This window comes from Deinococcus ficus (genome assembly GCF_003444775.1).
GTDB lineage: Bacteria > Deinococcota > Deinococci > Deinococcales > Deinococcaceae > Deinococcus > Deinococcus ficus.
Map to the genome: position 1 here is coordinate 1462932 of NZ_CP021081.1, position 21005 is coordinate 1483936.

Annotated in this window: 18 protein-coding genes; 13 read left to right on the top strand and 5 right to left on the bottom strand. The window is 70.5% G+C overall.

Annotation, left to right across the window (positions count from 1 at the left end):
* The first annotated feature begins 54 nt into the window (after positions 1–54).
* The 5 genes from DFI_RS07170 to DFI_RS07190 all read left to right on the top strand — a co-directional run bounded on the left by DFI_RS07170 (position 55) and on the right by DFI_RS07190 (position 4289).
* Positions 55–999 (top strand): prohibitin family protein, encoded by a 945-nt coding sequence (locus DFI_RS07170; protein WP_022801996.1) that lies wholly within the window; start codon positions 55–57, stop codon positions 997–999.
* 22 nt (positions 1000–1021) lie between these two features.
* Entirely contained in the window at positions 1022–1546 is a 525-nt protein-coding gene (locus DFI_RS07175) for a hypothetical protein (RefSeq protein WP_051307382.1), read from the top strand.
* A gap of 85 nt (positions 1547–1631) precedes the next feature.
* A complete protein-coding gene (locus DFI_RS07180; RefSeq protein WP_027461582.1) occupies positions 1632–2516 on the top strand; it encodes an NAD(P)-dependent oxidoreductase in 885 nt (294 codons plus the stop codon).
* Positions 2513–3379, top strand: coding sequence for a DegV family protein (locus DFI_RS07185; RefSeq protein WP_027461583.1), 867 nt, complete (start codon positions 2513–2515; stop codon positions 3377–3379). Before DFI_RS07180 ends, DFI_RS07185 begins: the two co-directional genes overlap by 4 nt.
* A 76-nt stretch (positions 3380–3455) precedes the next feature.
* Positions 3456–4289 carry a CAP domain-containing protein gene (locus tag DFI_RS07190; RefSeq protein WP_051307383.1) on the top strand — a complete coding sequence of 278 codons (834 nt, stop codon included), beginning with the start codon at positions 3456–3458 and terminating at the stop codon, positions 4287–4289.
* 12 nt (positions 4290–4301) lie between these two features.
* Here the strand turns inward: DFI_RS07190 and nagZ are convergent, their stop codons facing one another.
* Positions 4302–5777: a beta-N-acetylhexosaminidase gene (gene nagZ / locus DFI_RS07195; RefSeq protein WP_338030609.1), complete on the bottom strand. Its 1476-nt coding sequence runs from the start codon at positions 5775–5777 to the stop codon at positions 4302–4304.
* A 161-nt stretch (positions 5778–5938) separates the two neighbouring features.
* Here nagZ and DFI_RS07200 point away from each other — a divergent pair, with 161 nt between their 5' ends.
* The 3 genes from DFI_RS07200 (at position 5939) to DFI_RS07210 (ending at position 11092) form a co-directional block, all read left to right on the top strand.
* A complete protein-coding gene (locus DFI_RS07200) occupies positions 5939–7165 on the top strand; it encodes an ABC transporter substrate-binding protein (protein WP_027461586.1) in 1227 nt (408 codons plus the stop codon).
* A 164-nt stretch (positions 7166–7329) separates the two neighbouring features.
* Entirely contained in the window at positions 7330–9384 is a 2055-nt protein-coding gene (locus DFI_RS07205; RefSeq protein ID WP_043776642.1) for a beta-N-acetylhexosaminidase, read from the top strand.
* A gap of 127 nt (positions 9385–9511) precedes the next feature.
* The gene (locus DFI_RS07210) at positions 9512–11092 is read left to right on the top strand and encodes an ABC transporter substrate-binding protein (RefSeq protein WP_027461588.1); all 1581 of its coding nucleotides are present in this window, start codon (positions 9512–9514) and stop codon (positions 11090–11092) included.
* A 62-nt stretch (positions 11093–11154) separates the two neighbouring features.
* On the opposite strand, the gene DFI_RS07215 is transcribed toward DFI_RS07210, so the two are convergent.
* Both DFI_RS07215 and argJ read right to left on the bottom strand, forming a co-directional pair.
* A complete protein-coding gene (locus tag DFI_RS07215) occupies positions 11155–12984 on the bottom strand; it encodes an arginine--tRNA ligase (RefSeq protein WP_027461589.1) in 1830 nt (609 codons plus the stop codon).
* A gap of 60 nt (positions 12985–13044) precedes the next feature.
* Positions 13045–14214, bottom strand: a complete 1170-nt coding sequence (gene argJ / locus DFI_RS07220) for a bifunctional glutamate N-acetyltransferase/amino-acid acetyltransferase ArgJ (RefSeq protein ID WP_027461590.1) — start codon at positions 14212–14214, stop codon at positions 13045–13047.
* Between the two features lie 57 nt (positions 14215–14271).
* Between argJ and DFI_RS07225 the strand changes: the two genes are divergently transcribed.
* From DFI_RS07225 to DFI_RS07245, 5 genes are all read left to right on the top strand, one after another.
* Complete coding sequence (locus DFI_RS07225; RefSeq protein ID WP_027461591.1) at positions 14272–15855, top strand: GMC family oxidoreductase; 1584 nt, start codon at positions 14272–14274, stop codon at positions 15853–15855.
* 89 nt (positions 15856–15944) lie between these two features.
* On the top strand, positions 15945–16469 hold the full coding sequence (locus DFI_RS07230) for a hypothetical protein (protein WP_027461592.1): 525 nt from the start codon (positions 15945–15947) through the stop codon (positions 16467–16469).
* A 128-nt stretch (positions 16470–16597) separates the two neighbouring features.
* Positions 16598–17416, top strand: a complete 819-nt coding sequence (locus DFI_RS07235; protein ID WP_051307384.1) for a serine/threonine-protein kinase — start codon at positions 16598–16600, stop codon at positions 17414–17416.
* An 8-nt stretch (positions 17417–17424) separates the two neighbouring features.
* Complete coding sequence (holA, locus tag DFI_RS07240; RefSeq protein ID WP_027461594.1) at positions 17425–18327, top strand: DNA polymerase III subunit delta; 903 nt, start codon at positions 17425–17427, stop codon at positions 18325–18327.
* A gap of 211 nt (positions 18328–18538) precedes the next feature.
* Complete coding sequence (locus DFI_RS07245) at positions 18539–19675, top strand: acyl-CoA dehydrogenase family protein (protein WP_027461595.1); 1137 nt, start codon at positions 18539–18541, stop codon at positions 19673–19675.
* A gap of 72 nt (positions 19676–19747) precedes the next feature.
* Here the strand turns inward: DFI_RS07245 and DFI_RS07250 are convergent, their stop codons facing one another.
* Positions 19748–20209, bottom strand: a complete 462-nt coding sequence (locus DFI_RS07250) for a DinB family protein (protein ID WP_027461596.1) — start codon at positions 20207–20209, stop codon at positions 19748–19750.
* Between the two features lie 38 nt (positions 20210–20247).
* The gene (locus DFI_RS07255; protein WP_027461597.1) at positions 20248–21000 is read right to left on the bottom strand and encodes a fumarylacetoacetate hydrolase family protein; all 753 of its coding nucleotides are present in this window, start codon (positions 20998–21000) and stop codon (positions 20248–20250) included.
* Between the last annotated feature and the right edge of the window lie 5 nt (positions 21001–21005).

Consider the following 21005-nt stretch of genomic DNA (forward strand, 5'->3'; position numbering starts at 1 on the left):
TGGACCGGCTGGCAGCGCCGGCAACCCTGAGGGCGCGGGAAGCGTACCGGTGGCATGACGAACGACCTCTCCGGCAAGAGCACCCCGTCCGTGTCCCTGCGTCTGCCCCGCGCGCCCCGCAGCCTGGGGTGGGGGGTGGGCGGCCTGATCGTGGCGGGCCTGCTGGTCGGGCAGGCGGTGCGGGTGATTCCGGCCGGGTACGTGGGCGTGGTGTTCAGCGCCGTGAGCGGCGTGAAGCCCTCGCCCTTGCAGGAAGGCATTCACCTCGTGGTGCCGTTCGTGGACCACGTGACGCTGTACGACGCGCGGCTGCAGGAGGTGACGCTCGGCAAGGGCACGCAGAGCGGCGACGAGGACGCGATCCGCGCCCGCAGCAAGGAGGGCCTGGACATCACGGCGGACGTCACCGTGAACTTCCACCTGAACCGCGCGCAGGCGGCCGTGCTGCACAAGGAACTGGGCCGCAACTACCTGGAGACCGTGGTGCGTCCTCAGGTGCGCAGCAAGGTCCGCGACGCGATCGGGCAGTTCAACGCCGCGGACCTGATCAGCACGGAGCGGCAGGCGGTGGAGGCCAGCATCACCAAGTCCCTGGCGGAGGTGTTCGGGCGCAACAACCTGCTGCTGGACTCGGTGCTGCTGCGCGAGCTGCGCATCCCGGAGAGTGTCGCCAAGGCCATCGAGCAGAAGCAGACGGCCGAGCAGCAGGTGGCGGTGGAACGCAACCGGCTGCAGCAGGCGGAGATCAGCGCCAAGCGCGCGGTGGTGGAGGCCGAGGGTGAGGCGAAGGCCTCGGTCGCCAAGGCCCGCGGGGAAGCCGAGGCGCTGTCCCTGCGCGGCCGGGCCCTGCGGGAAAACCCGCAGCTGATCCAGTTGACGGTGGCGGAGAAGCTCTCGCCCGGAATCCGCACGGTGATGCTGCCCAGCGACGGGAACTTCCTGCTGAACCTCGAATCCCTCACGCCAGCCACGCCCGCCCCGGCGAAGTCCGGGCAGTGACGGCGCGGCCTAAGATGGGGTCATGTCGGCCCTGCTGATTCTCCTGCTGGTCCTGGCGGTGATCGTCGTGGCGGCCCTGACCGGCCTGCTGCGTGTGACGCGGCCCGGGGAGGCCCGGCCCCCGGCCCCCGCCCCACTGCCGCCGGAGGGGCCGGGCGTGGAGCGGCTGGTGCTGCGGCTGCCGGAACCCGCCCGGACGCGCGCGTGGACGCTGCTGTGCAGCCTGGCGGACGCGGCGCAGGCGAACGTGGAGGCGGACGCCCGCACGCGGTTCCTGCTCACGCAGACCCGCGAGCGGTACCTGCCGGACACCGTGGAGGCGTACCTGGGCCTGTCCAGTGGCGCCCGCCGCGCCCTGCTGGCCCAGGGGCAGCCGGCCGAGCAGCTGCTGGAGGAGCAGCTGGACCTGATGACGGACGGCGTGCGGGAGGCGCTGCGGCACGAGCACGCCGCCGCCGACCGTCTGCTCACGCAGGGGCGCTTTCTGCGGGAGCGTTTCGGGCCGGGTGAGGCGCTGTTCCCGGTCGGCGACCCTTCCCGGGACTGAGAGTCGCGCCGCCCGCCGGCACCGGATTTACACTCGGTTCAGGTTTCCCGGTGGCGGGGCGCGCTTCCACTAGCCTGTGGGGATCATGACCACCACTGCTTTCATCGGCCTGGGCGCGATGGGCTACCCCATGGCGGCCCACCTGAGCCGCCACGCTGCCGAGCACGGCGGCGCGGCCCTCGTCTGGAACCGCACTGCCAGCAAGGCCCACAAGCACGCCGCCGAGCACGGCTCCCGGGTCGCCAGCCTGTCCGAGCTGGCGCAGGCGGACGTGATCCTGAGCTGCCTGCCCACCAGCGCCAGCGTGGACGAGATGATCGGCCGTCTGGAAGGCCAGCTGCGCCCCGGCACCCTCTGGATCGACTGCACCAGCGGGCACCCGGACGCCGCCCGCACCCAGCGGACCCGGCTGGCCGCGCACGGCGTGCGCTTCCTGGACGCGCCGGTCAGTGGCGGCACCAGCGGCGCGCAGCAGGGCACCCTGACGGTGATGCTGGGCGGCCCCGCCGACGAGGTCGAGGAGGCCCGCGCGGCGCTGCCCTTCGCAGCGAAGGTGGTGCACGTGGGCAACACCGGCGCGGGCTTCGCGGTGAAGGCCATCAACAACGTGCTGCTGGCCGTGAACCTCTGGGCGGCCGGGGAGGGCCTGGCGGCCCTGGCAGGCCTGGGCGTGAACGTGAGCGCCGCGCTGGACGTGATCAACACCAGCAGCGGACGCAGCAACGCCACCGAGAACCTGATCCCGCAGCGGGTCGTGACCCGGCAGTTCCCGGTGACCTTCACGCTGGGTCTCCTGGCCAAGGACATCGGCATCGCGCTGGACGTGGTGCACGCCGCGAAGGGCAGCGCCCCGGTGCTCGCGCAGACGGGGGCGCTGTACGACGCCGCGGCGCGGAACGTGGGCACGGACGTGGACCACACGGCCGCGCTGCAATTCGTGGAACGCATGAACGCCCGGGAGATCCGGTGAGCGCGCCCACGCCCGGGTTCGCGGTGGTCACGGACGGCGGCCTGGACGCCTACGCCGGGCTGCGCAACGACGCGCCGGTCGCGCCGTTCTCGGTGAACTTCGGGAACGTGTCGTACAAGACGCACGAGATCAGCCGCGAGGACCTGTACCGGCAGTTGCAGACCAACCCGGAGCATCCCACCAGCAGCCAGCCCACCCCGCAGGACTGGAGCGCCGCCATTCAGCAGACCGGCGTGAAGGACGTGCTGGCGGTCACGATCAGCAGCGGCCTGAGCGGCAGCCGGAACGCGGCCGAGCAGGCCCGCAGCCTGCTGCCGGACGTGAACCTCACCATTCACGACTCCCGCACCCTGAGCGCCGCGCAGGCCTTCCAGCTGCACGCGGCCGTCACGGCCGCCGAGCGCGGCGAGACGCTGGCGACCGCCGTGGACTGGATGACGCGGGTGCACGAGGAGACCGAGCTGTACTTCACCATCGAGACGCTCGAATACCTGCGCCGCGGCGGGCGGATCGGCCGGGTGGCGGCGACCCTGGGGGGCCTGCTGAACCTCAAGCCGGTCATCACGGTGGACAAGGGCACCGGGCAGTACACGAACGTGGCGCGGGCCCGCACGTACCGGGGCGGCATCGAGGCCGTGACGGCGCAGGTCACGCAGAAGTACGGTGAGGGCACGCCCCTGCGGGTGGGCCTGCTGTACGGCAACATCACCGAGGACGCCGATCAGGCGCTGGAACTCCTGCAGGCGCGGCACCCGATCGTGTGGAGCGGCAAGGCGCCGGTGAACCCGGTGCTGAACATTCACACGGGGCCCCGGGCGCTGGGCATTGCGGCCGCGCCGGGCGCCTGGCCCTGGGAACGCTGAATACTGGCGGTGCAACCCCTCCCGCTGATGTGGCCGGTGTGAGAAAAAGGTAAACCTCTGTTCGTAGCCTGAAGGGGTGCGCGCCCACCTCACCTGCCTGCTGCTCGCCCTGCTCTACGCCCCGGCCCAGGCGGGGTTACCTGCCGCTGCGCCCACTGCCACCGTTCCGGACGCCCTGACCGCGGTGGTCGAGCAGGACTTCCTGTCCTGCGGGCAGACCGCCCGGCCCGACCCGGCCCTGAACGAGGCGGCCCGGCTGGTGCTGCGAGGCTTCAAACTCGCCCAGGCGACCGCGCAGGTCGGATACCGCGCCAAACGCGGCGGGGCCGAGCTGCTCACCGGGACCATCACGGCCCCGAAACTCGCCGCGGCCCTGGCGAACAAGTGCGGGCAGCGCCTGGGGTACTCCCGGTACGGCGTGGCCACCGACCAGGGCCGTTTCGCGCTCGTCTATGCCGAGCCTGCCCAGGTGGACCTCACCCGCCGCACGGCGTGGCTGGAGGAGTTCCTGCGCCTGACCAACCTGGCCCGCTACCGGGGGCACCGCTGCGGCGACACGCTGTTCGCGTCCACCGGGCCCCTCACCTGGAACGAACCCCTGGGCCGGGCGGCCAGCGCGCACGCCGCCCAGCTGGTGCGCCTGAACTTCCGGGGGCACCTCGCCCCGGACACTGCCGAGGGGCCGATGGAACGGGCCCGGGCGGCCGGCTTCCCGGGCCCCTCGGTGGGCGAGACGATCGCCTACGAGAGCCTGACGCCTGAGGAGGCGCTGCAGGGCCTGCTCGCCAGTCCCGGCCACTGCCGGATCATCATGAACCCGGAGTGGACGGTGATGGGCGCGGACGTCGTGAACGGCGAGCCGGGCTCGGCCTTCAGCACGTACTGGGTGCAGGTGTTCGGCCGGCCGTAAGCGCCCGGGGCCTTACGCCCGGAAGGGCAGCTGGCCGCGGGCGGCCGAGTCGCCCGCCAGCCACGCGAGCAGGGCGGCGCGGGCCTCCGGGCGGAAGCCGAAGGTGACCACGGCCGGGGCCTGCACGTCCAGCGCGGCGTACGGGTTATACAGCGCGACGTGCAGGTCCGGCTGCACGCCCACCAGCGCGGGGTGGCGGTGGCGGGCGGTGGTGGCCAGGATTACGGGGCGGCCGGCCGCGCGGATGGCCGCCCAGTCCAGCTCGTCCGGGGATTCGAAGGGCACGAGGTGCACGTCGTACAGCCCGCCCAGTTCCCGCGCGAGGGTCTCCGCGTCGGCGGCGGCCTCGCTGACGTTCTCGCGCTGGGGGGTGCGGTGCGCGACCAGCGTCACGGCCGAACCGGCGCTTGGGGCCACCGGGTCGCCCAGGGTGGCGAGTCCGGCCGCCCAGGCGCCACGCAGGAAGGCAGCGTCCGCGGCCGGGTCCAGGGCCGGGTCGGCCTCGGCCGGGTGCTGCCGGGCCAGGGCGGTGAGGCGCTCGCGGCTGCGGCGCAGGGCGGCGTGATCCAGTCCAGGGCCGTCCAGGGCCCCCTGGATGGCCCCCAGGGTCTGTTCCTGCACCTCGCGGCGGCCCAGGGCCATCACCATGTCCGCGCCGGCCTGCAGGCTCAGCACGGCAGCCTCGCCGCGGCCGTAGTTCGCGTCGATGGCCTGCATGCCCATGCTGTCCGTGATCACCACACCCTCGTACCCCCACTCCCCGCGCAGCAGGTCCGTGAGGATCACACGGGACAGCGTGGCCGGGTAGGCCGGGTCCAGGTCCGGGTACACGATGTGCGCGGTCATCAGCGCCGGGGTGACCGGCAGCAGCGCCCGGAACGGGGCGAACTCCTCGGCCTCCAGCGCGGCGCGGTCCTTGCGCACGCTGGGGAGGGCCAGGTGGCTGTCCAGGCTGGTGTCGCCGTGCCCGGGGAAGTGCTTGGCGCAGGCGGCCACGCCGGCCCGCGCGTGCCCGGCCAGCGCGGCGCGGCCGTGCCGGGTGACCAGGGCCGGGTCGGCGCCGTAGGCCCGCTCGCCGATCACGGGGTTGGCGGGGTTCACGTTCACGTCCAGCACCGGCGCGAAGTTCCAGTTGATGCCCACGGACCGCAGCTGCCGGGCGAGGGCGGCGTTCACGTCCTCGGTGAGCTGCACGTCGTCGGCGGCGCCCAGCAGCATGGCGCTCGGCGCGAACGGCCAGAAGGTGGGCCGCAGGATCGCGCCGCCCTCGTGGTCCAGGGCGATCAGGGCGTCCGGGCCCATCACGCGCCGCAGTTCCCCGCACAGCTGCCGCAGCTGCGCGGCGCTCTGCACGTTCTTCCCGAACAGGCACACGCCGCGGATCTGGTGCCGGGCGAGGTACTCGGCGGTGTCCGCGTCGAGGTCCGGGCCGGGGATGTCCACCATGGTGAGGTGACCGGGCAGCAGCGGGGCGGGCGTTTCACTCATGCCTGACAGGGTACGGCAGCGTCCGCCCTGGCAGGCCGGGACGCGGAGCGGTTTCGTGCAATTTCTCAGGTCAGCGGCGCGTCAAGGCGCTAGACTTCCGGCGCATTCCAATCCCTCATGTCCTGGGTGCCCCGGCCGGGGCCCCTTGTCAAGGAGCCTGCATGAAAAAAGCCCTGATTGCCGCCGCCCTGCTCGCCCTGGGGTCCGCCCAGGCCCAGAAGACCCAGCTGGAGTTCTGGACGATCAGCCTCGCGCCGCTGTTCAACGACGAGATGAACCGCCTCGTGGCGCAGTTCGAGAAGGAAAACCCCACCGTGGACCTCAAGTGGGTGGACGTACCCAGCAACACCCTGGAGCAGAAGCTCCTGGCGACCATCGCCGCGGGCCGGCCGCCCACGGTCGTGAACCTGTCGAGCGACATGACGGTGCGCCTGTACGACCAGGGCGCGCTGGAACCCATGAGCCTGTCCGACGCGCAGAAGAAGGTCTTCTTCTCGAACACCCTCAAGACCTTCACCTTCGACGGGAAGTTCTACGGCGTGCCGTGGTACTGGGCGCCGAAGGTCGTGGCGTACAACACCGAGATCTTCCGCAAGGCGGGCCTGGACCCCAGCAACCCCCCGCGCACCATTCAGACGCTGATCGCCGCCGCGAAGCAGATCAAGGACAAGACCGGCATGTACGGCTTCGTGCCGAACATCGACAACGTCAAGATGCTGTACGTGTTCCGCGAGGCGGGCCTGCCCATCTTCGACGCGAAGGGCCAGGCGGTGTTCAACAGCCCGGCGCACGTGCGCCTGTTGCAGACGTACGTGGACCTGTACAAGAAGGGCTACATCCCCGAGGACACCATGCGCCGCGGCTTCACGGCCGCGACGGAGCTGTACTCGGCCGGGAAGCTCGCCATGCTGATCACCGGGCCGCAGTTCATCCTGCGCGTCGCGAACGACAACAAGGCCATCTACGACGCCACCCGCGTGGCGCCCTACCCCATCGACCTGGGCGGCAACGTGATTCACACGCCCCTGATGGGTTTCTCGATTCCCAAGGGCGTGAAGGACAAGGCCCTGGCGCAGAAACTCGCGCTGTTCCTCACGAACGACGTGAACCAGCTGCAGTTCAGCAAGGTCACCAAGACCACCTTCCCCTCCACGGTGAAGGCCAGCGCCGATAAGTTCTTTAAGCAGGGCGGCAACAACGCCATCGACCAGGGCAAACTGGTGTCCAGCACGCTGCTCAAGCGCGCCCAGGACCTGACCATGCTGTACCCGGACGCCAGCAAGCTGAACAAGATCTTCAAGGACAACGTGGAGGCCGCCATGGCCGGCAAGAAGTCCTCCCAGCAGGCGCTGGACGACATCGTCAAGGCCTGGAACGCCAGCCTGTAACCCCGGATTGGGCGCGCGGAGGGGGAGTCGTGACCGGCTCCCCCTCCGCTGTTGGTCCTCGTTTTTTTCATGCTGGGGGCGGGCATACTGCCTCCCGTTCACCCGATTCGCCTGGCGGTCCGGCCCGGCCGGCACCCGCCTGATTCCCAAGGAGCCCTGCTGTCATGACCCCTGCCTTCCGCCTGCCCTTCCTGCTGGGTGCCCTGCTGCTCGACGCCGCCCAGGCCGCGCCCCTCGCCCTGACCGCCACGCCCGAGGCGCGCGCCGTGAGGCCCTTCGCGGCGGTGGTGCCCACGCCCCGGCAGGCGACCTACCCGGCCGGGAGCCTGCCCCTGGCCGGGCTGGGCGTGAAGACCGTGGGCGCGGCTCCGGAACTGGCCTGGGCCGCGCGGGACCTGCGGGACGAGTGGAAGGTGCGTCTGGGTATCCCCCTGCCGGACGGAGGTGGGAAGTCCATCACCATCGGCACCAGGGGGGATGCCGATCTCGCCGCCCGAGCGAAGGCGGCGGGGCTGTACACCGAGGCGCCCGAGGGGTACGCGCTGTGGGTGGACGCGGGCGGCGCGTTCGTGGTGGGTGCGGACGCGAAGGGCGCGTACTACGGCGCGCAGACACTGCGGCAGCTGCTGACCCCCGAGGGCCTGCGGTTCGCCCGCATTCAGGACGCCCCGGCGCTGAAGCGGCGCATGGCGATGCTGTACCTGGACGCCGCCAGCAAACCCGTGAACGACCGCCTGATTCCCCTGCTGGCCGCACTGAAGTACAACTCGGTGCTTGTCATGAGCAACTACGTGCAGTGGGACGTGGCGAAGGCCGGCGGCTGGGCCCACCCGGGCGGCGCGACCAAGGCCGAAGCGAAGCGCGTGGCGGAGCTCGCGCGCAGCTACGGGATGGACGTGATACCGCTGCTGGAAACGCCGGGGCACGCCACCTGGATGTTCAACAACGGAAAGAACCTGGACCTCGCGCAGGACCCGGACGTGCCCGCACCCTACGCGTACGACACGCTGAACCCCGCCTCCTACGAGCGCGTCATCCTGCCGACCCTGAAGGAGATCGTGGAGACCTTCGCGCCCAGAACCGTGCACATCGGCCGGGACGAGGCGCGCGCCGACGGCCGCGGGCGCTTCCCGGGCCGGCCGAACGGCGTGGCGGTGGGCTTCGAGAAGCTGTTCACGGACGACACCCTGAAACTGCACGCGTTCCTGAAAGAGCGCGGGGTGGGCACCATGATCTGGCACGACGTGGCGTTCGCGGACAGCCTGATCGGCAGCGTGCCCGCGAAACTCCCGAAGGACATTCAGGTGGGCTTCTGGAACTACACCGGGGACGCCAACCCGGACCTGATGCGCCGCATCCGCGCCCTGGGCTTCCCGGTGCTGGGCGCGAGCTGGTGGAAGGCCGGGAACGCCGAGGGCATGGCGAAGGCCGCCGCGCAGGCGGGTGCGGACGGCATGATCCAGACCCGTTGGAGCGGGTACTTCGGGAACACCAGCGTGTGGGACGGCATGGCCGAGCAGGGCGTGGCGCTCGTGCGGGCCGGCGCGGCCTTCTGGAACCCGGACGCCCCGCCCGTCGCGAACGACGTGCAGGTGTACCGCAGCCTGTACCAGCCGCAGGCGTACGCGAAGGCCGCCGGACAGCTCGTGGACCTCTCCCCCGCCGTGACCCGCACCCTGAAGGACGACAGCGGCAGCGGCTGGATCCAGAAGGGCGCCTCCACCGACCTGCGAAATCTGCCGGCCGGGAAGGACGTCGCGCTGGGCGACTACCGCTTCAACGTGAGCGGCGCGGTGATGCTGCGCGGCAGCCGCCCGGCCGCCCGCGAGCTGCCGGAACAGGTCGCCCTGGACCTGGGCGGAAGGAAGGCCGACGCGCTGGCGCTGCTGCTCACGACCGGCTGGGCCGGCGCGAACAACCGCGAGGTGATCGGGAAGCTGGACGTGAAGTACGCCGACGGCAGCCTGCTCAGCGTACCGCTGGAGTACGGGCGGCACCTGCGCTCCTGGACGGAAGTGGCCGGCACCACCGAGAACCTCAGCATGATCCCCGCGCCCGGCTGGACCGGGAAGACCGGAGACGGACTGGACGTGAACGTGCTGGTGCTGGACTGGACCAACCCGAAACCCGGCGTGGCGATTCAGGCCCTCACGCTCAGCAGCGCCGGGCGGGGCGCGAACCCCACGCTGCTGGGCCTGACCCTGATCGGCGGCCGCTGAGCGCGGCCCTCCGTCCGGGGGCAGCGGGGAGGTTGCTTGACACCCCGCACCCCCCCACATAGGCTGGAACGACCGAATTCGTTCTCACCTCCCGGAGGCCGCAGGCTCCCGGGATTCCGGAGGTTCCATGAAGAAAGTGTTTCTCACTGCCCTGCTCGCCACCCTTTCCGCTGCGTCTGCCGCGGGCACGCTCGTGTACGGCGGGAACGGTGAACCTGTCAGCCTCGAATCCGGGAACATCACGGACGGCATCAGCATCCTCGTGCAGCACCAGGTCTACGACACCCTCGTCCACTTCAAGGACGGCAAGACCGACACCGAGCCCGGCCTGGCGACCAGCTGGAAGAGCAACGCCGCCGGCACCCAGTGGACCTTCAACCTGCGCAAGAACGTGAAGTTCCACGACGGCACGCCCTTCAACGCCGACGCCGTGATCTTCAACGTGAGCCGCTGGTGGGACAAGGCGCACCCCTACGGCTTCCGTGACCAGGGCCGCACCTTCGAGATCGTCGGCGACCTGCTCGGCGGCTACAAGGGCGACGCCACCTCCGTCATCAAGAACATCGTCAAGGTCGACGACTCCACCGTGCGCTTCGACCTGACCAAGGGCAGCAGCGTGTTCCCCGACGTGATCGGCGCCGGGTACTTCGGCATCGCCAGCCCCACCGCCATCAAGAAGGACGGCGCGAAATACGGCACCCCCGCCAGCAAGCCCATCGGCACCGGGCCCTTCATCTTCCAGAGCTGGCGCACCGGTGACCGCATCACCCTGACCGCCAACAAGTCCTACTGGGGCTCCAAGGCCCGCGTGGACACCCTGATCATCCGCGGCATCAAGGACCCCAGCCAGCGCCTCAACGAACTCAAGGCCGGCACCATCGACTTCACGTCCGACCTCGCGCCCGACGCCCTCAAGAGCGTCAAAGCCGACAAGAACCTGGTCGCCGTGAAGAAACCCAGCTTCAACGTGGGCTTCGTGAGCCTGAACGCCAAGAACCAGTACCTGAAGGCCGACAAGGTCCGTCAGGCGGTCAGCATGGCCATCAACAAGAAGGCGATCGTGGACGCCTTCTGGGGTGAACTGGGGACCAGCAACGCCAGCTTCGTGCCGCCCGTCCTGGGCTGGGCGAACAGCAAGAACGTGCCCGCCGACTACAAGTACGACCCCGCTGCCGCGAAGAAGCTGCTCGCCGAGGCCGGCTACCCCAACGGCTTCTCGCTGGACCTGTGGTACATGCCCGTGTCCCGCCCGTACTTCCCGCAGCCCAAGCCCATCGCCGAGGCCATCGCCGCTGACCTGAGCGCCATCGGCGTCAAGGTGAACCTCAAGACCGAGGACTGGGCCAAGTACCTCGAGGACCGCAACAAGGAACCCGGCTTCGACATGTACATGATCGGCTGGACCGGCGACTACGGCGACCCGGACAACTTCTACGGCGCGTACTACGGCCCGAACGGCAGCAGCGACATCAACTGGAACCCGGCCGAACTGCAGACCCTGCTGGAAAAAGGCCGCGCCGCCGTCGCCCAGGCCGAACGCGCCAAGTTCTACGCCCAGATTCACGAGATGACCTACAAGGCCAACTACCGCCTCCCGATCGTGCACAGCAGCCCCCTGGCCGCCGCCCGCACGTACGTGAAAGGCTGGACGCCCAGCCCGCTGGGCAGCGAGGCCTTCAACAAGATCAGCCTGATCGGCAAGAAGTAAGCCGCCGATTTCAGTAAAGAGGCGCCGCTCCCGTTAGGGACGCGGCGCCTCTCCTATGGCGGTCACATCGCGGAGGGAATCTCGATGCCGATCAGGTCCAGGGTGTCCTCGAAGGCGCGGCGAACCCGGGCCACCAGCGCCAGCCGCGCCTCGCGCAGGCCCTCGTCGGACTGCAGGACGTTCGTGGCGGGTTTGCCCTGCCTATCCTTGGCGTTGTACCAGGCGTTCAGGCTGGTGGCGAGGTCCAGGGCGTACTGCGCCACTCCGTGCGGGCTGTGGGCCCGGACGGCCTGCGCCACGACTTCCGGCAGGCGCGCCACCTGCTTCGCGAGGATCAGGTCCACGTCTGGAAGGGCGTCCCAGTCGGCGCCGCGGCCGTCCACGGCGTGACCGGCTTCCTGGGCGCGGCGCAGGATGTTCGCGGCGCGCACCGCGGCGTACTGCACGTAGGGCGCGGTGTCGCCGTTCAGGCTGCTGGCCTTCTCCAGGTCGAAGTCGAAGGTGCGGCTGGGTTCGTTCTTCAGCATGGCGAAACGCAGCGCGCCCACGCCGATGCGCCGGGCGATCTCGGGGGCATCGTCGCGGGAGGCGAGGTCGGGATTCTTCGCGGAGAGTTCCGCGAAGCCGCGCCGGGCCGCTTCCTCCAGCGCCTCGTCCACGGCCAGGGTGATGCCCTTGCGGCCACTGATGGTCTGGCCGTTCAGGTTCACGAACTCGTAGCTGAGGTGAATGCTGCGCGCCTCGCGTTCCTGATGACCCGCCACGCCCAGGCTGCTTTTCACCAGCATCTGCGGGTGCTTCTGGCGGGAGTCGATCACGTTGATCACCTCGGCCGCGTGCCCGAAGCGCCTGGCCGTGTCGGGCTCCCCGGCGGGGTGGCTGGTCCAGATGGTGTGTCCGGCGGGGTCCTGCATGAACGGCGCGAACTTCATGCCCTCGAACAGCCCGAACTTCCAGAACTGGTACCCGATGTCCTTGGCGACGTACATGGCCGTGCCGTCCGAGCGGCGCAGCACCACGTTCGGTTCCTCCAGGCCCGGCATGAATTGCGAGACGTCCATCACGAACGCCCCGGCGAACTTGCCCTCGGCCGGCCGGGACGCGAAGGGGCTGCCTTCCAGGATGTTCATCGCCTGGTCCAGGAAGCCGCTGCCCACCACATCCGACTCCCACACCAGCAGGTCGTAGTGCGCGCCGATGCGGAAGCAGGTCTCCAGCTGGGCCTTCACGGTCTGCTCGACCACCGGGCGCAGCAGGCCGGCCTCGAGCTTGTGCATGACCTCGCGGATCTCGGTTTCCAGCTCGGCCTTCTGCGGGTCGGCGTTGAGTTTCACGTAGCCCTCGCCCAGCCAGTGGTCGTACTTCTGCGCGCCGTCCCAGGTGCGGCCGTAGTGTTCCATGGCGTAGATGGACTCGGCCGCCTGCCGGCCAGTGTCGTCGATGTAGTTTTGGACCTCTACCTCGTGCCCGGCGGCGCGGAAGATGCGCGCCATGCTGTCCCCAAGCACCACGTTCCGCAGGTGCCCGACGTGCAGTTCCTTGTTGGGGTTCACGCTGGTGTGCTCGATGATCACCTTGCCGCCCTGGCTGGGCAGGGTGAACGGCGTGTCCACGACCGCCTGGACGAACGCGCCCACGTCCAGGAAGAAGTTCAGGAAGGGCCCGGCGGCCTCCACCCGGCGGATACCGGCGGGGAGTTTGACGGTCTGCGCGAGATGCGCGGCGATCTGCGCGGGGTTGCCGCCGGCGGCCTTGGCCATCTGGAAGGCGGCGGGCGTGCCGTAGTCGCCGGGTTTGTTCGCGGGGGTTTCCTGAATGGCGGCGTCCACGGGCATCCCGAGTTCAGCGGCGGCGGCCTCCACGGCGGCCTTGAGTTGAGCCTTCAAATCCATCCCCCGAGTGTAGAGCACGCCCCCTCCCGCAGGCGCACCGGAAGGGGCGTGCGGCGGGGCTCAGGTGGTGTAGTCGGCGTTGATGCTGACGTACTCGGCGCTCAGGTCGCAGCCCCAGGCTTCGCCGGTCGCGTCGCCCACGCCAAGGTTCACGTCGAACACGACCTCCTGGGCCTTCATGCTCTCGCTGACCTGCGCGGCGTCGTAGGCGAGCGGCTGGCCCGCGAAGACCGGCTGGCCCTGCACCGCGACGGTCATCGCCTCGATGTGCACGGCGGCGCCGCTGCGGCCGACCGCCATGATCACGCGGCCCCAGTTCGGGTCGTTGCCGTGCACGGCGGATTTCAGCAGGGGGCTCACGCAGCAGGTCCGGGCGGCGGTCAGGGCCTCGGCCTCGCTGCGCGCCCCACGGACCTTCACGGTCAGGAGTTTCGTGGCGCCCTCACCGTCCGCGGCGATCTGGCGGGCGAGGTCCCGCATCACGCCCTCCAGCGCGCTCAGGAACTCGGCCTCGTCCACCGGGCCGGCCAGGCCGTTGGCGAGCACGGCGGCCATGTCGTTCGTGCTGGTGTCGCCGTCCACGGTCACGGCGTTGAAGGTCCGGGCCACGACGCCCGGGAACGCGGCGCGCAGGGCCGCCTGGCCCACCTGCGCGTCGGTGAACACGAACGCGAACATGGTCGCCATGTCCGGGTGAATCATGCCGCTGCCCTTGGCGGTGCCCACCAGCCGCGCGCCCGTGCTCAGGGTGGCGTGCGCGGTCTTGGGGTGGGTGTCGGTCGTCATGATCGCCTGCGCGAACGGTGCGGCGGCGTGGCCCAGCTCGTCGGGCAGGTGCTCCACGCCGCTCAGCACGCGGTCCATCGGAAGGCGGTGGCCGATGATGCCGGTGCTGGCAGTCAGCACCGCCTCGGCCGGGACGTTCAGGACGCTGCCGGCGGCGTCGGCCATCCCGGCGTTGTCGCGGGCGCCGCCCTCGCCGGTGGCGGCGTTCGCGTTCCCGGCGTTCACCAGCAGCGCCCGCACGGGCGCGCCGGTGCCGGCCAGGGCGCGGTTGCGGGTCACGCAGGCGGCCGCGGTGGTGCTGCGGGTGCCCGCGAACGCCCACACGCAGTCGTGGCTGGACGTGACGAGGCTCAGGTCGGTGCGGCCGCTGGGTTTGATGCCCGCGGCCATCGCGGCCGCCTGAAAGCCCTGCGGGAAGGTGAGGTCGGGGGGCGTACTGGTCATGGTCCGAGTGTACGTGTCCGGCCGGGCGGGGCGCACGCCCGCCTATACTCGGCGCACATGACAGGTCAGTTGGGGCGCAGGGCGGACGTGATCGTCGTCGGGGCCGGATCGGGCGGGTGCGTGCTGGCCCGGCGGCTGCTGGACCGGGGGCTCCGGGTGCTGCTGTTGGAGGCCGGGGAGCGCGACGGCAGCCCGCTGATCCGTGCGCCGGCGGCGTTCCCGCGGCTGTACCGCTCCCGGTACGACTGGGCGTTCGAGACAGTGCCGCAGGCGCACGCGGACGGGCGGCGGTTCTTCTGGCCGCGCGGGAAGGTGCTCGGCGGCAGCAGCGCCATCAACGCGACCATCTGGATTCGCGGGTCCCGCCGGGATTTCGACGCGTGGGGGGAGGGCTGGCGCTGGGCGGACGTCCTCCCGGCGTTCCGGACGCTGGAGCGCTTCAGCGGGACGCCCGGCGACACGCGCGGCACGGACGGGCCGCTGCCGGTGGGGCTGCGCCGCGACTCGCACGCCCTGTCGCACGCGTTCGTGCAGTCGGCGGCGCGGGCGCTGGGTGTCCCGGCCGCCGCGAGTTTCAACGACGGCACACTGGCCGGCGCGGCCCTGCTGGAAAGCAACCACCTCCGCGGCGAGCGGTTCAGCGCCTTCCGGGCGTTCCTGCGCCCGGTCCTGTCCCACCCGAACCTGACGGTCCTGACCGGCGCGCACGTCCTCAGGGTGCTGTTTCAGGGGACGCGGGCGGTGGGCGTGCGGCTGCGCTGGCAGGGCCGGACGCTGGACGCGCCGGCAGGCGGCGTGGTGCTCACGGCCGGCGCCGTGCAGACGCCGCAACTGCTGCTGCTGTCCGGGGTGGGTCCCCTGGGGGAACTCGCCCGGCACGGCATCGAGCCCGTGGCCGCGGTGCCGGGCGTGGGCGTGGGCCTCCAGGATCACCCGGCCATCCCGGTGATCTACCGCTCCGGCACGCCCAGCCTGGAAGCCATGCCGGAACTGGAGGCCCTGGCCCGCTACGCGCTGACCCGCCGCGGGCCGCTGAGCAGCAACGTGGCCGAGGCCTGCGCGTTTACGCACGCCCGCGCGGACCTGAACCCGGCGCAGGATGACCCGGACATCCAGTTCCTGTTCGGCCCAGCGTACTTCCGGGACCACGGGTTCCGGAAAGCACCCGGGCATCACTTCTCGGTGGGGCCGGTGCTGGTGGACGTGCACAGCCGGGGCCGGATCACGCTGGCGTCCCGGGATCCGCGCGCCGCGCCCCTGATCGACCCGGCGTACTTCTCGGACGAGCGGGATATGCGGAGCATGGTTTCCGGCATCCGGCTGGCGCGGGAAATCGCCGGGGCGCCGCCCCTGGCCGGGCACGCCCGCGGGGAAGCCGTGCCCGGGGCGGCCGTGCAGTCGGTCGGAGCGCTGCGCGCCTACCTGCGCGCGGAAGCGGCCACGCTGTACCACCCAACCAGTACAGCGGTGCTGGGGGACGGCCCGGAGGCGGTGGTGGACCGACAGCTGGCGGTGCGCGACACGGCCGGGCTGTGGGTGGCGGACGCGAGCGTCATGCCGCGCGTGATTCACGCGAACACCAACGCGACCAGCATGATGATCGGCGAGCGGGCAGCGGCGTTCGTGGCGGGCGGCCTGTGAGCAAGCCTGACGGACAGGTGACGGAAAGTGCATGTTCCTCATGTTCACTTCATAAGCGCGCTCAGGGCGGCGGGTAGGGTGGCGGGAGCATGAGACGAACCTTTCTCACCACCCTGCTCGCCGGGGCCCTGCTGACCGGCCTGGCCGGCGCCGTGCCGGTCAAGCTCGGCACCCTGCCGCTCAGCCTGGAACCCAACGCGAAACTCCTGACCCTGAACCAGGCGGGCATCGCGCAGGCGTACCCCTCGGCCGCCGGCCGTCCGGACGCGGTGTTCCTCACCGAGGACCGCAAGGTGACCATGTCCTTCGAGTGGCGTCAGGGCAAACTGAGCGGCGCGGACGTGACGAAACTGGTCAGCCAGTTTCCCAGCGTGATCCGCAGCCAGGTGCCGAACCTCAAGAGCCTGAAGTCCGGCACGCTGGAGTCCGGCGGGTCCACCTGGGCGCAGTTCGTGTTCACCACCCCCGGCAAGACGGACGACCTGCGCCGCGAGATGCTGGTCACCAGCCTGCAGGGCCGCATGTTCGTGATCACCGTGGCCGGCACCGTGAAGGACTACAGCCGCAACGAGGCGGTCGTGCAGTCGCTGCTGCGCAGCATCAAGCTGGACTGAGCAGGGTTACGCGCTCCCGGAAGCGTCGGGCGGGTGGGCCCGGCCGGTTCCGGGCTTCAGAGGGGACACGCCGCGTGTCCCCTTCCGCTGTTCGCCCGGTCCGGGCGCCGGAAAGGAAATGGTCTATGATGCGTGACGTGCTGCACCTGAAGGAGCTCCAGAGCGTGGAATCGCCGGTCCCGGTGAGCCGCCTGGGAAGCGTCCTCACGCAGTCAGGCCGCTGGCGGGATCAGGCGGTACTGGTCAAGACCCTGGTGTCCGACGATCCGTCGGACGTCGCCCGCTTCCGGCACGAGGGCGCGGTTGCCGAATCGCTCGCTCACCCGCGGATCGTGCCGCTGCTCGCGGTCACGCCCCGGCAGCTGATCTTTCCGTTCATCACGGGCGGGTCCCTGCGCGAGTACCTGGACGGCACGCAGCTGGACGCCGATCAGGCCACCGCGGTCACGCTGGGCGTGCTGAGCGGCGCGGCGTACCTGCACCGCTGCGGCGTGGTGCACCAGGACCTGAAACCCGAGAACGTGATGCTGGCCGGCGGAGAGCCCACGGCCGCGGCTGTGCGGATCGTGGATTTCGGCATGAGCCACGCCCGGAACCTGCCGCTGGACATCCACAGCGGCACGCGCATGGGCACGCCGCACTTCATGGCCCCGGAGCAGTTCCAGGGCGTGCGGGGCGACCCGCGCAGCGACCTGTACTCCGCCGGGGTGCTGCTGTTCGATGCGCTGGCCGGGCACCCGCCCTACGAGGATGCGCTGGGGTGGCTGGCGGGCATCCGGGACAACCGCGCGGCCCTTCCGGGCCCGGCTGCGCTACACCCCGTCATGCTCGCGGCCCTGGCCCGCGACCCGGACGAGCGGCCCGGGAGTGCCGGGGCGATGATCGAGGCGATTCAGGTGGCGCGCGAGGCGCTGGGGCTGGGCCGCGTGACCGGCCTGGACGGGTAGGGCCGCGCGTGCCGATCCTGGCCTTTACCGGTAACCGGTTCCTGGCGGACGAGCTGCTGCGCGACACCCTGAGCGCGCGGGGCCTGCCCCCCCGGGACCTGCCGCGTCTGGCGGGTGACGACGTCACCCTGGAGGCCGCGCTGCCGCACCTGACGCCCGGGCTGTTCGGGGACGGCGGCCTGATCGTGGACCTGGACGGCGTGAAGCCCGACAAGGCGCTGCTGGAGGCGCTGAGCGGCGCGGGCGTGACTGTGGCGGTGCTGGACGAGGCGCCGCCGGCCACGCGCGTGAAGCTGTACGAGAAGCACGGCGAGGTCCTGGCCTCGGCCGCGCCGGCCCGCACCGGGGACGTCGCCGGCTGGGTGGCGGGCCGCGTGAAGGGCCTGGGCCTGAAACTGGACCGGGACGCGGCGCTGTACCTCGCTGAGGTGTTCGGGCCGGACCTGACCGGGATTGCCGGGGAGCTGAACAAGCTGACGCTGCTGCCCGGGCCCTTCACCCGGGAGGCGGTGCAGCGCGTGGTGGGCCGTGAACCGCCCGGCGACAGTTTCGCGATGCTGGGCGCGGCGACGACCGGCCGGGCGGCCGAGGCGCTGGGGCAGCTGCGGCGGCTCCTGGCGGCCGGGGAGGATCCCTTCAAGCTGATGGGCGCGGTGGTGTGGCAGTACAGCCTGGTGGCGCGGTGTGTGGGCCTGATCGCGCAGGAGGGCCGCGTGAACGAGACGGTGGCGGCGCAGCGGCTGGGCGTGAAGCCGTTCCCAGCGAAGAAGGCGCTGGAGGTCGCGCGGCGGCTCAGTGAGGCGAAGGTGCGCGCGCAGCTGTCGCGGATCCTGGACGCGGACCTGAGCATGAAACGTGGGCTGGATCCGGCGGTGACGCTGGAGCGGCTGATCGTGCAACTGAGCGTGTGACGCGCACCCCTGGGTCCGGCCGGCTGCTAGATTGAACTTGGTTCAATATTCGGGCGCTGGCCGGCTGCCGCTGGCCCACTCATCGGCGGCTCCATCCCACGTTCAGCCCCGCCACGCGTCCCTCAAGGGTGCGGAATGGCACAATCAGGGCACCCAAGCGCACGCCGCCCCATCACACCACCATTTCCCTCATCACAGCAAGGAGTTCAGCATGGAGTTCACCCTCTCAGACGAACAGCGTCAATTGCAGCAGCTCGCCCGTGACTTCACCCGCAAGGAGATCACGCCCATCGCCGCCGAGTACGACCAGAAGGAAGAGACGCCCTGGCAGGTCGTGGAGAAGGCCTTCGAGGTCGGCCTGCTGAATGTGGGCATCCCCGAGCATGCCGGCGGGATCGGCCTGGGCATGCTGGACGAGTGCATCGTCGGCGAGGAGCTCGCCTACGGCTGCATGGGCATCTTCACCGTGCTGATGGCGAGCGAGCTGGGCATCACGCCCATCCTGGTGGGCGGCACCGAGGAGCAGCAGAAACGCTTCCTGGGCCCGCTGACCGAGAAGGCCGGGCTGGCCGCGTTCGCGCTGAGCGAACCGAACAACGGCTCCGATGCCGCCGCCATGGGCACCACCGCGGTGCTGGACGGCGACGAGTGGGTCATCAACGGCACGAAGATGTGGATCAGCAACGGCGGGCTGGCCGAGATCACGGTCGTGTTCGCCACCACCGACCGGCAGGGCGGCCACAAGGCCACCGTCGCGCTGGTCGTGCCGAAGGACGCGCCGGGCTTCACGTACAACAAGATCAAGCACAAGATGGGCCAGCGCGCCAGCCTCACCAGTGAACTGGTGTTCGAGAACGTCCGCGTGCCCCGCGAGAACCAGCTGGGCGGCCTGGGGGACGGCTTCAAGATCGCCATGAAGACCCTGGACAAGACCCGCATTCCGGTCGCGGCCGGCTCGGTCGGGATCGCCCGGCGCGCTCTAGACGAGAGCGTGAAGTACAGCAAGGAACGCGAGGCCTTCGGCAAACCCATCAGCAACTTCCAGGCCATTCAGTTCAAGCTGGCAGAAATGGCGATGGGCATCGAGACGGGCCGCCTGATGTACCAGAAGGCCGCGTGGCTGGTGGACCAGGGCCAGCCGCACGGGTACGAGAGCGCCATCGCCAAGGCGTACTGCTCGGAGATGGCCTTCAACGCGGCCAACGAGGCGATCCAGGTGCACGGCGGGTACGGGTACGTGGGGGAGTACCCGGTGGAGAAACTGCTGCGCGACAGCAAGCTCAACCAGATCTATGAGGGCACCAACGAGATTCAGCGCGTGGTGATCAGCCGTCAGCTGCTGAAGTAAGCGCCGCCCCCAGGGGCAACGTGAGGAGGAGACCGGGCATGCCCGGTCTCCCCTTTTCCTTGAGTTCCGGCCTTACTGCCCGGTGAGCTGGTGGTGCAGCAGGATGGCCTGCCCGGCGTGGTAGCCCTCGTGCCACCCGAAGAAGTCGATGAAGTCACCCAGGACCATCGGGCCGAAGGGCGACTGGACGGTGGGCGTCAGGTCGGCGGTGGCGAGGGCGGCGGCCAATGTCTCCTGCGTGGCGGCGAGGTGCGAGAGCAGGTCCGCGAGGGGCAGCGCGGCGGCCGGGTCCGGCGAGGTGCCCTTGCCGTAGCGGGCGCGGACGTCCTGCATGTCCACGCCGGGCTGCGCCGCGCTCAGGAAACTCAGGATCAGCAGGCGGCTGCCCAGGACGTGCCCGGTCACCCAGTTCAGGCTGCTCGCGCCGTTCACGCGGGCGTGTTCGGCGCCCTGCGGCAGGTCCGCCCCGGCCTTCAGGAAGGTGTTGAGGTTGCGGCGGTAGGTGCCTTCGAGGCGCTGGGCTTGGCTGGGCATACGGCCGGCAGTCTAGGCCACCGGGCCGGACGCGGGGGTCAGCGGATGTGGGTGGTCAGCACGCCGATGCCCTCGACCTCGACCTCGACGGTGTCGCCGGGCACGAGCGGGCCGACGCCCTCGGGCGTGCCGGTCAGGACGACGTCGCCGGGTTCCAGGGTCACGAAACGGGTCACGTAGGTCAGGATCTCGACGACCGGGAAGATCATCAGGCTGGTGCGGCTGTCCTGTTTCGTCTCGCCGTTCACGCGGGTCTGCACGCGCAGGTCGCGGGGGTCCAGGTCGGTTTCCAGCCACGGCCCCAGCGGGCAGAAGCGGTCGGCGGCCTTCGCGCGGAACCACTGTAGGTCCGTCTTCTGCCGGTCGCGGGCCGTGAGGTCCAGGCCGCAGGTGTAGCCGAGCACGTGCGAGAGCGCGTTCTGGGGCGTGAGGTCCTTGGCCTGCTTCCCGATCACCAGGGCCAGTTCGCCCTCGAAGTGAAAGTTCTCAGTCCAGTCGGGCCTGTCGACCGCGCCGCCCGGTTCGGCCAGGGTGTTCGGGCCCTTCAGGAAGATGCCGGGTTCCTTGGGCAGGTCGCCGGTGTCGTTCCCGAGTTCACGGATGTGGTCCAGGTAGTTGCGGCCCACGCACACGACCTTGCTGGGCGTGGCGGGGGGCAGCAGCGCGGCGCCTTCCAGGGGAAGGGTTTCCCCGGTGGGGGCGCCGCCGAGGCTGCCTGTGAGGGTGATGGTGTCGCCGCTGAGGGTGCCCCAGCGGGCCTCACCCTGGTGTGTCACGTGCACGATGCGCATGCGGG

Excerpts from the sequence above, each read along its gene's own strand:
- DFI_RS07170 (WP_022801996.1), top strand. The coding sequence starts at position 55 with ATGACGAACGACCTCTCCGGCAAGAGCACCCCGTCCGTGTCCCTGCGT.
- DFI_RS07175 (WP_051307382.1), top strand. The coding sequence starts at position 1,022 with ATGTCGGCCCTGCTGATTCTCCTGCTGGTCCTGGCGGTGATCGTCGTG.
- DFI_RS07180 (WP_027461582.1), top strand. The coding sequence starts at position 1,632 with ATGACCACCACTGCTTTCATCGGCCTGGGCGCGATGGGCTACCCCATG.
- nagZ (WP_338030609.1), bottom strand. The coding sequence starts at position 5,777 with ATGAGTGAAACGCCCGCCCCGCTGCTGCCCGGTCACCTCACCATGGTG.
- DFI_RS07200 (WP_027461586.1), top strand. The coding sequence starts at position 5,939 with ATGAAAAAAGCCCTGATTGCCGCCGCCCTGCTCGCCCTGGGGTCCGCC.
- DFI_RS07205 (WP_043776642.1), top strand. The coding sequence starts at position 7,330 with ATGACCCCTGCCTTCCGCCTGCCCTTCCTGCTGGGTGCCCTGCTGCTC.
- DFI_RS07210 (WP_027461588.1), top strand. The coding sequence starts at position 9,512 with ATGAAGAAAGTGTTTCTCACTGCCCTGCTCGCCACCCTTTCCGCTGCG.
- DFI_RS07215 (WP_027461589.1), bottom strand. The coding sequence starts at position 12,984 with ATGGATTTGAAGGCTCAACTCAAGGCCGCCGTGGAGGCCGCCGCCGCT.
- argJ (WP_027461590.1), bottom strand. The coding sequence starts at position 14,214 with ATGACCAGTACGCCCCCCGACCTCACCTTCCCGCAGGGCTTTCAGGCG.
- DFI_RS07225 (WP_027461591.1), top strand. The coding sequence starts at position 14,272 with ATGACAGGTCAGTTGGGGCGCAGGGCGGACGTGATCGTCGTCGGGGCC.
- DFI_RS07230 (WP_027461592.1), top strand. The coding sequence starts at position 15,945 with ATGAGACGAACCTTTCTCACCACCCTGCTCGCCGGGGCCCTGCTGACC.
- DFI_RS07235 (WP_051307384.1), top strand. The coding sequence starts at position 16,598 with ATGCGTGACGTGCTGCACCTGAAGGAGCTCCAGAGCGTGGAATCGCCG.
- DFI_RS07245 (WP_027461595.1), top strand. The coding sequence starts at position 18,539 with ATGGAGTTCACCCTCTCAGACGAACAGCGTCAATTGCAGCAGCTCGCC.
- DFI_RS07250 (WP_027461596.1), bottom strand. The coding sequence starts at position 20,209 with ATGCCCAGCCAAGCCCAGCGCCTCGAAGGCACCTACCGCCGCAACCTC.
- DFI_RS07255 (WP_027461597.1), bottom strand. The coding sequence starts at position 21,000 with ATGCGCATCGTGCACGTGACACACCAGGGTGAGGCCCGCTGGGGCACC.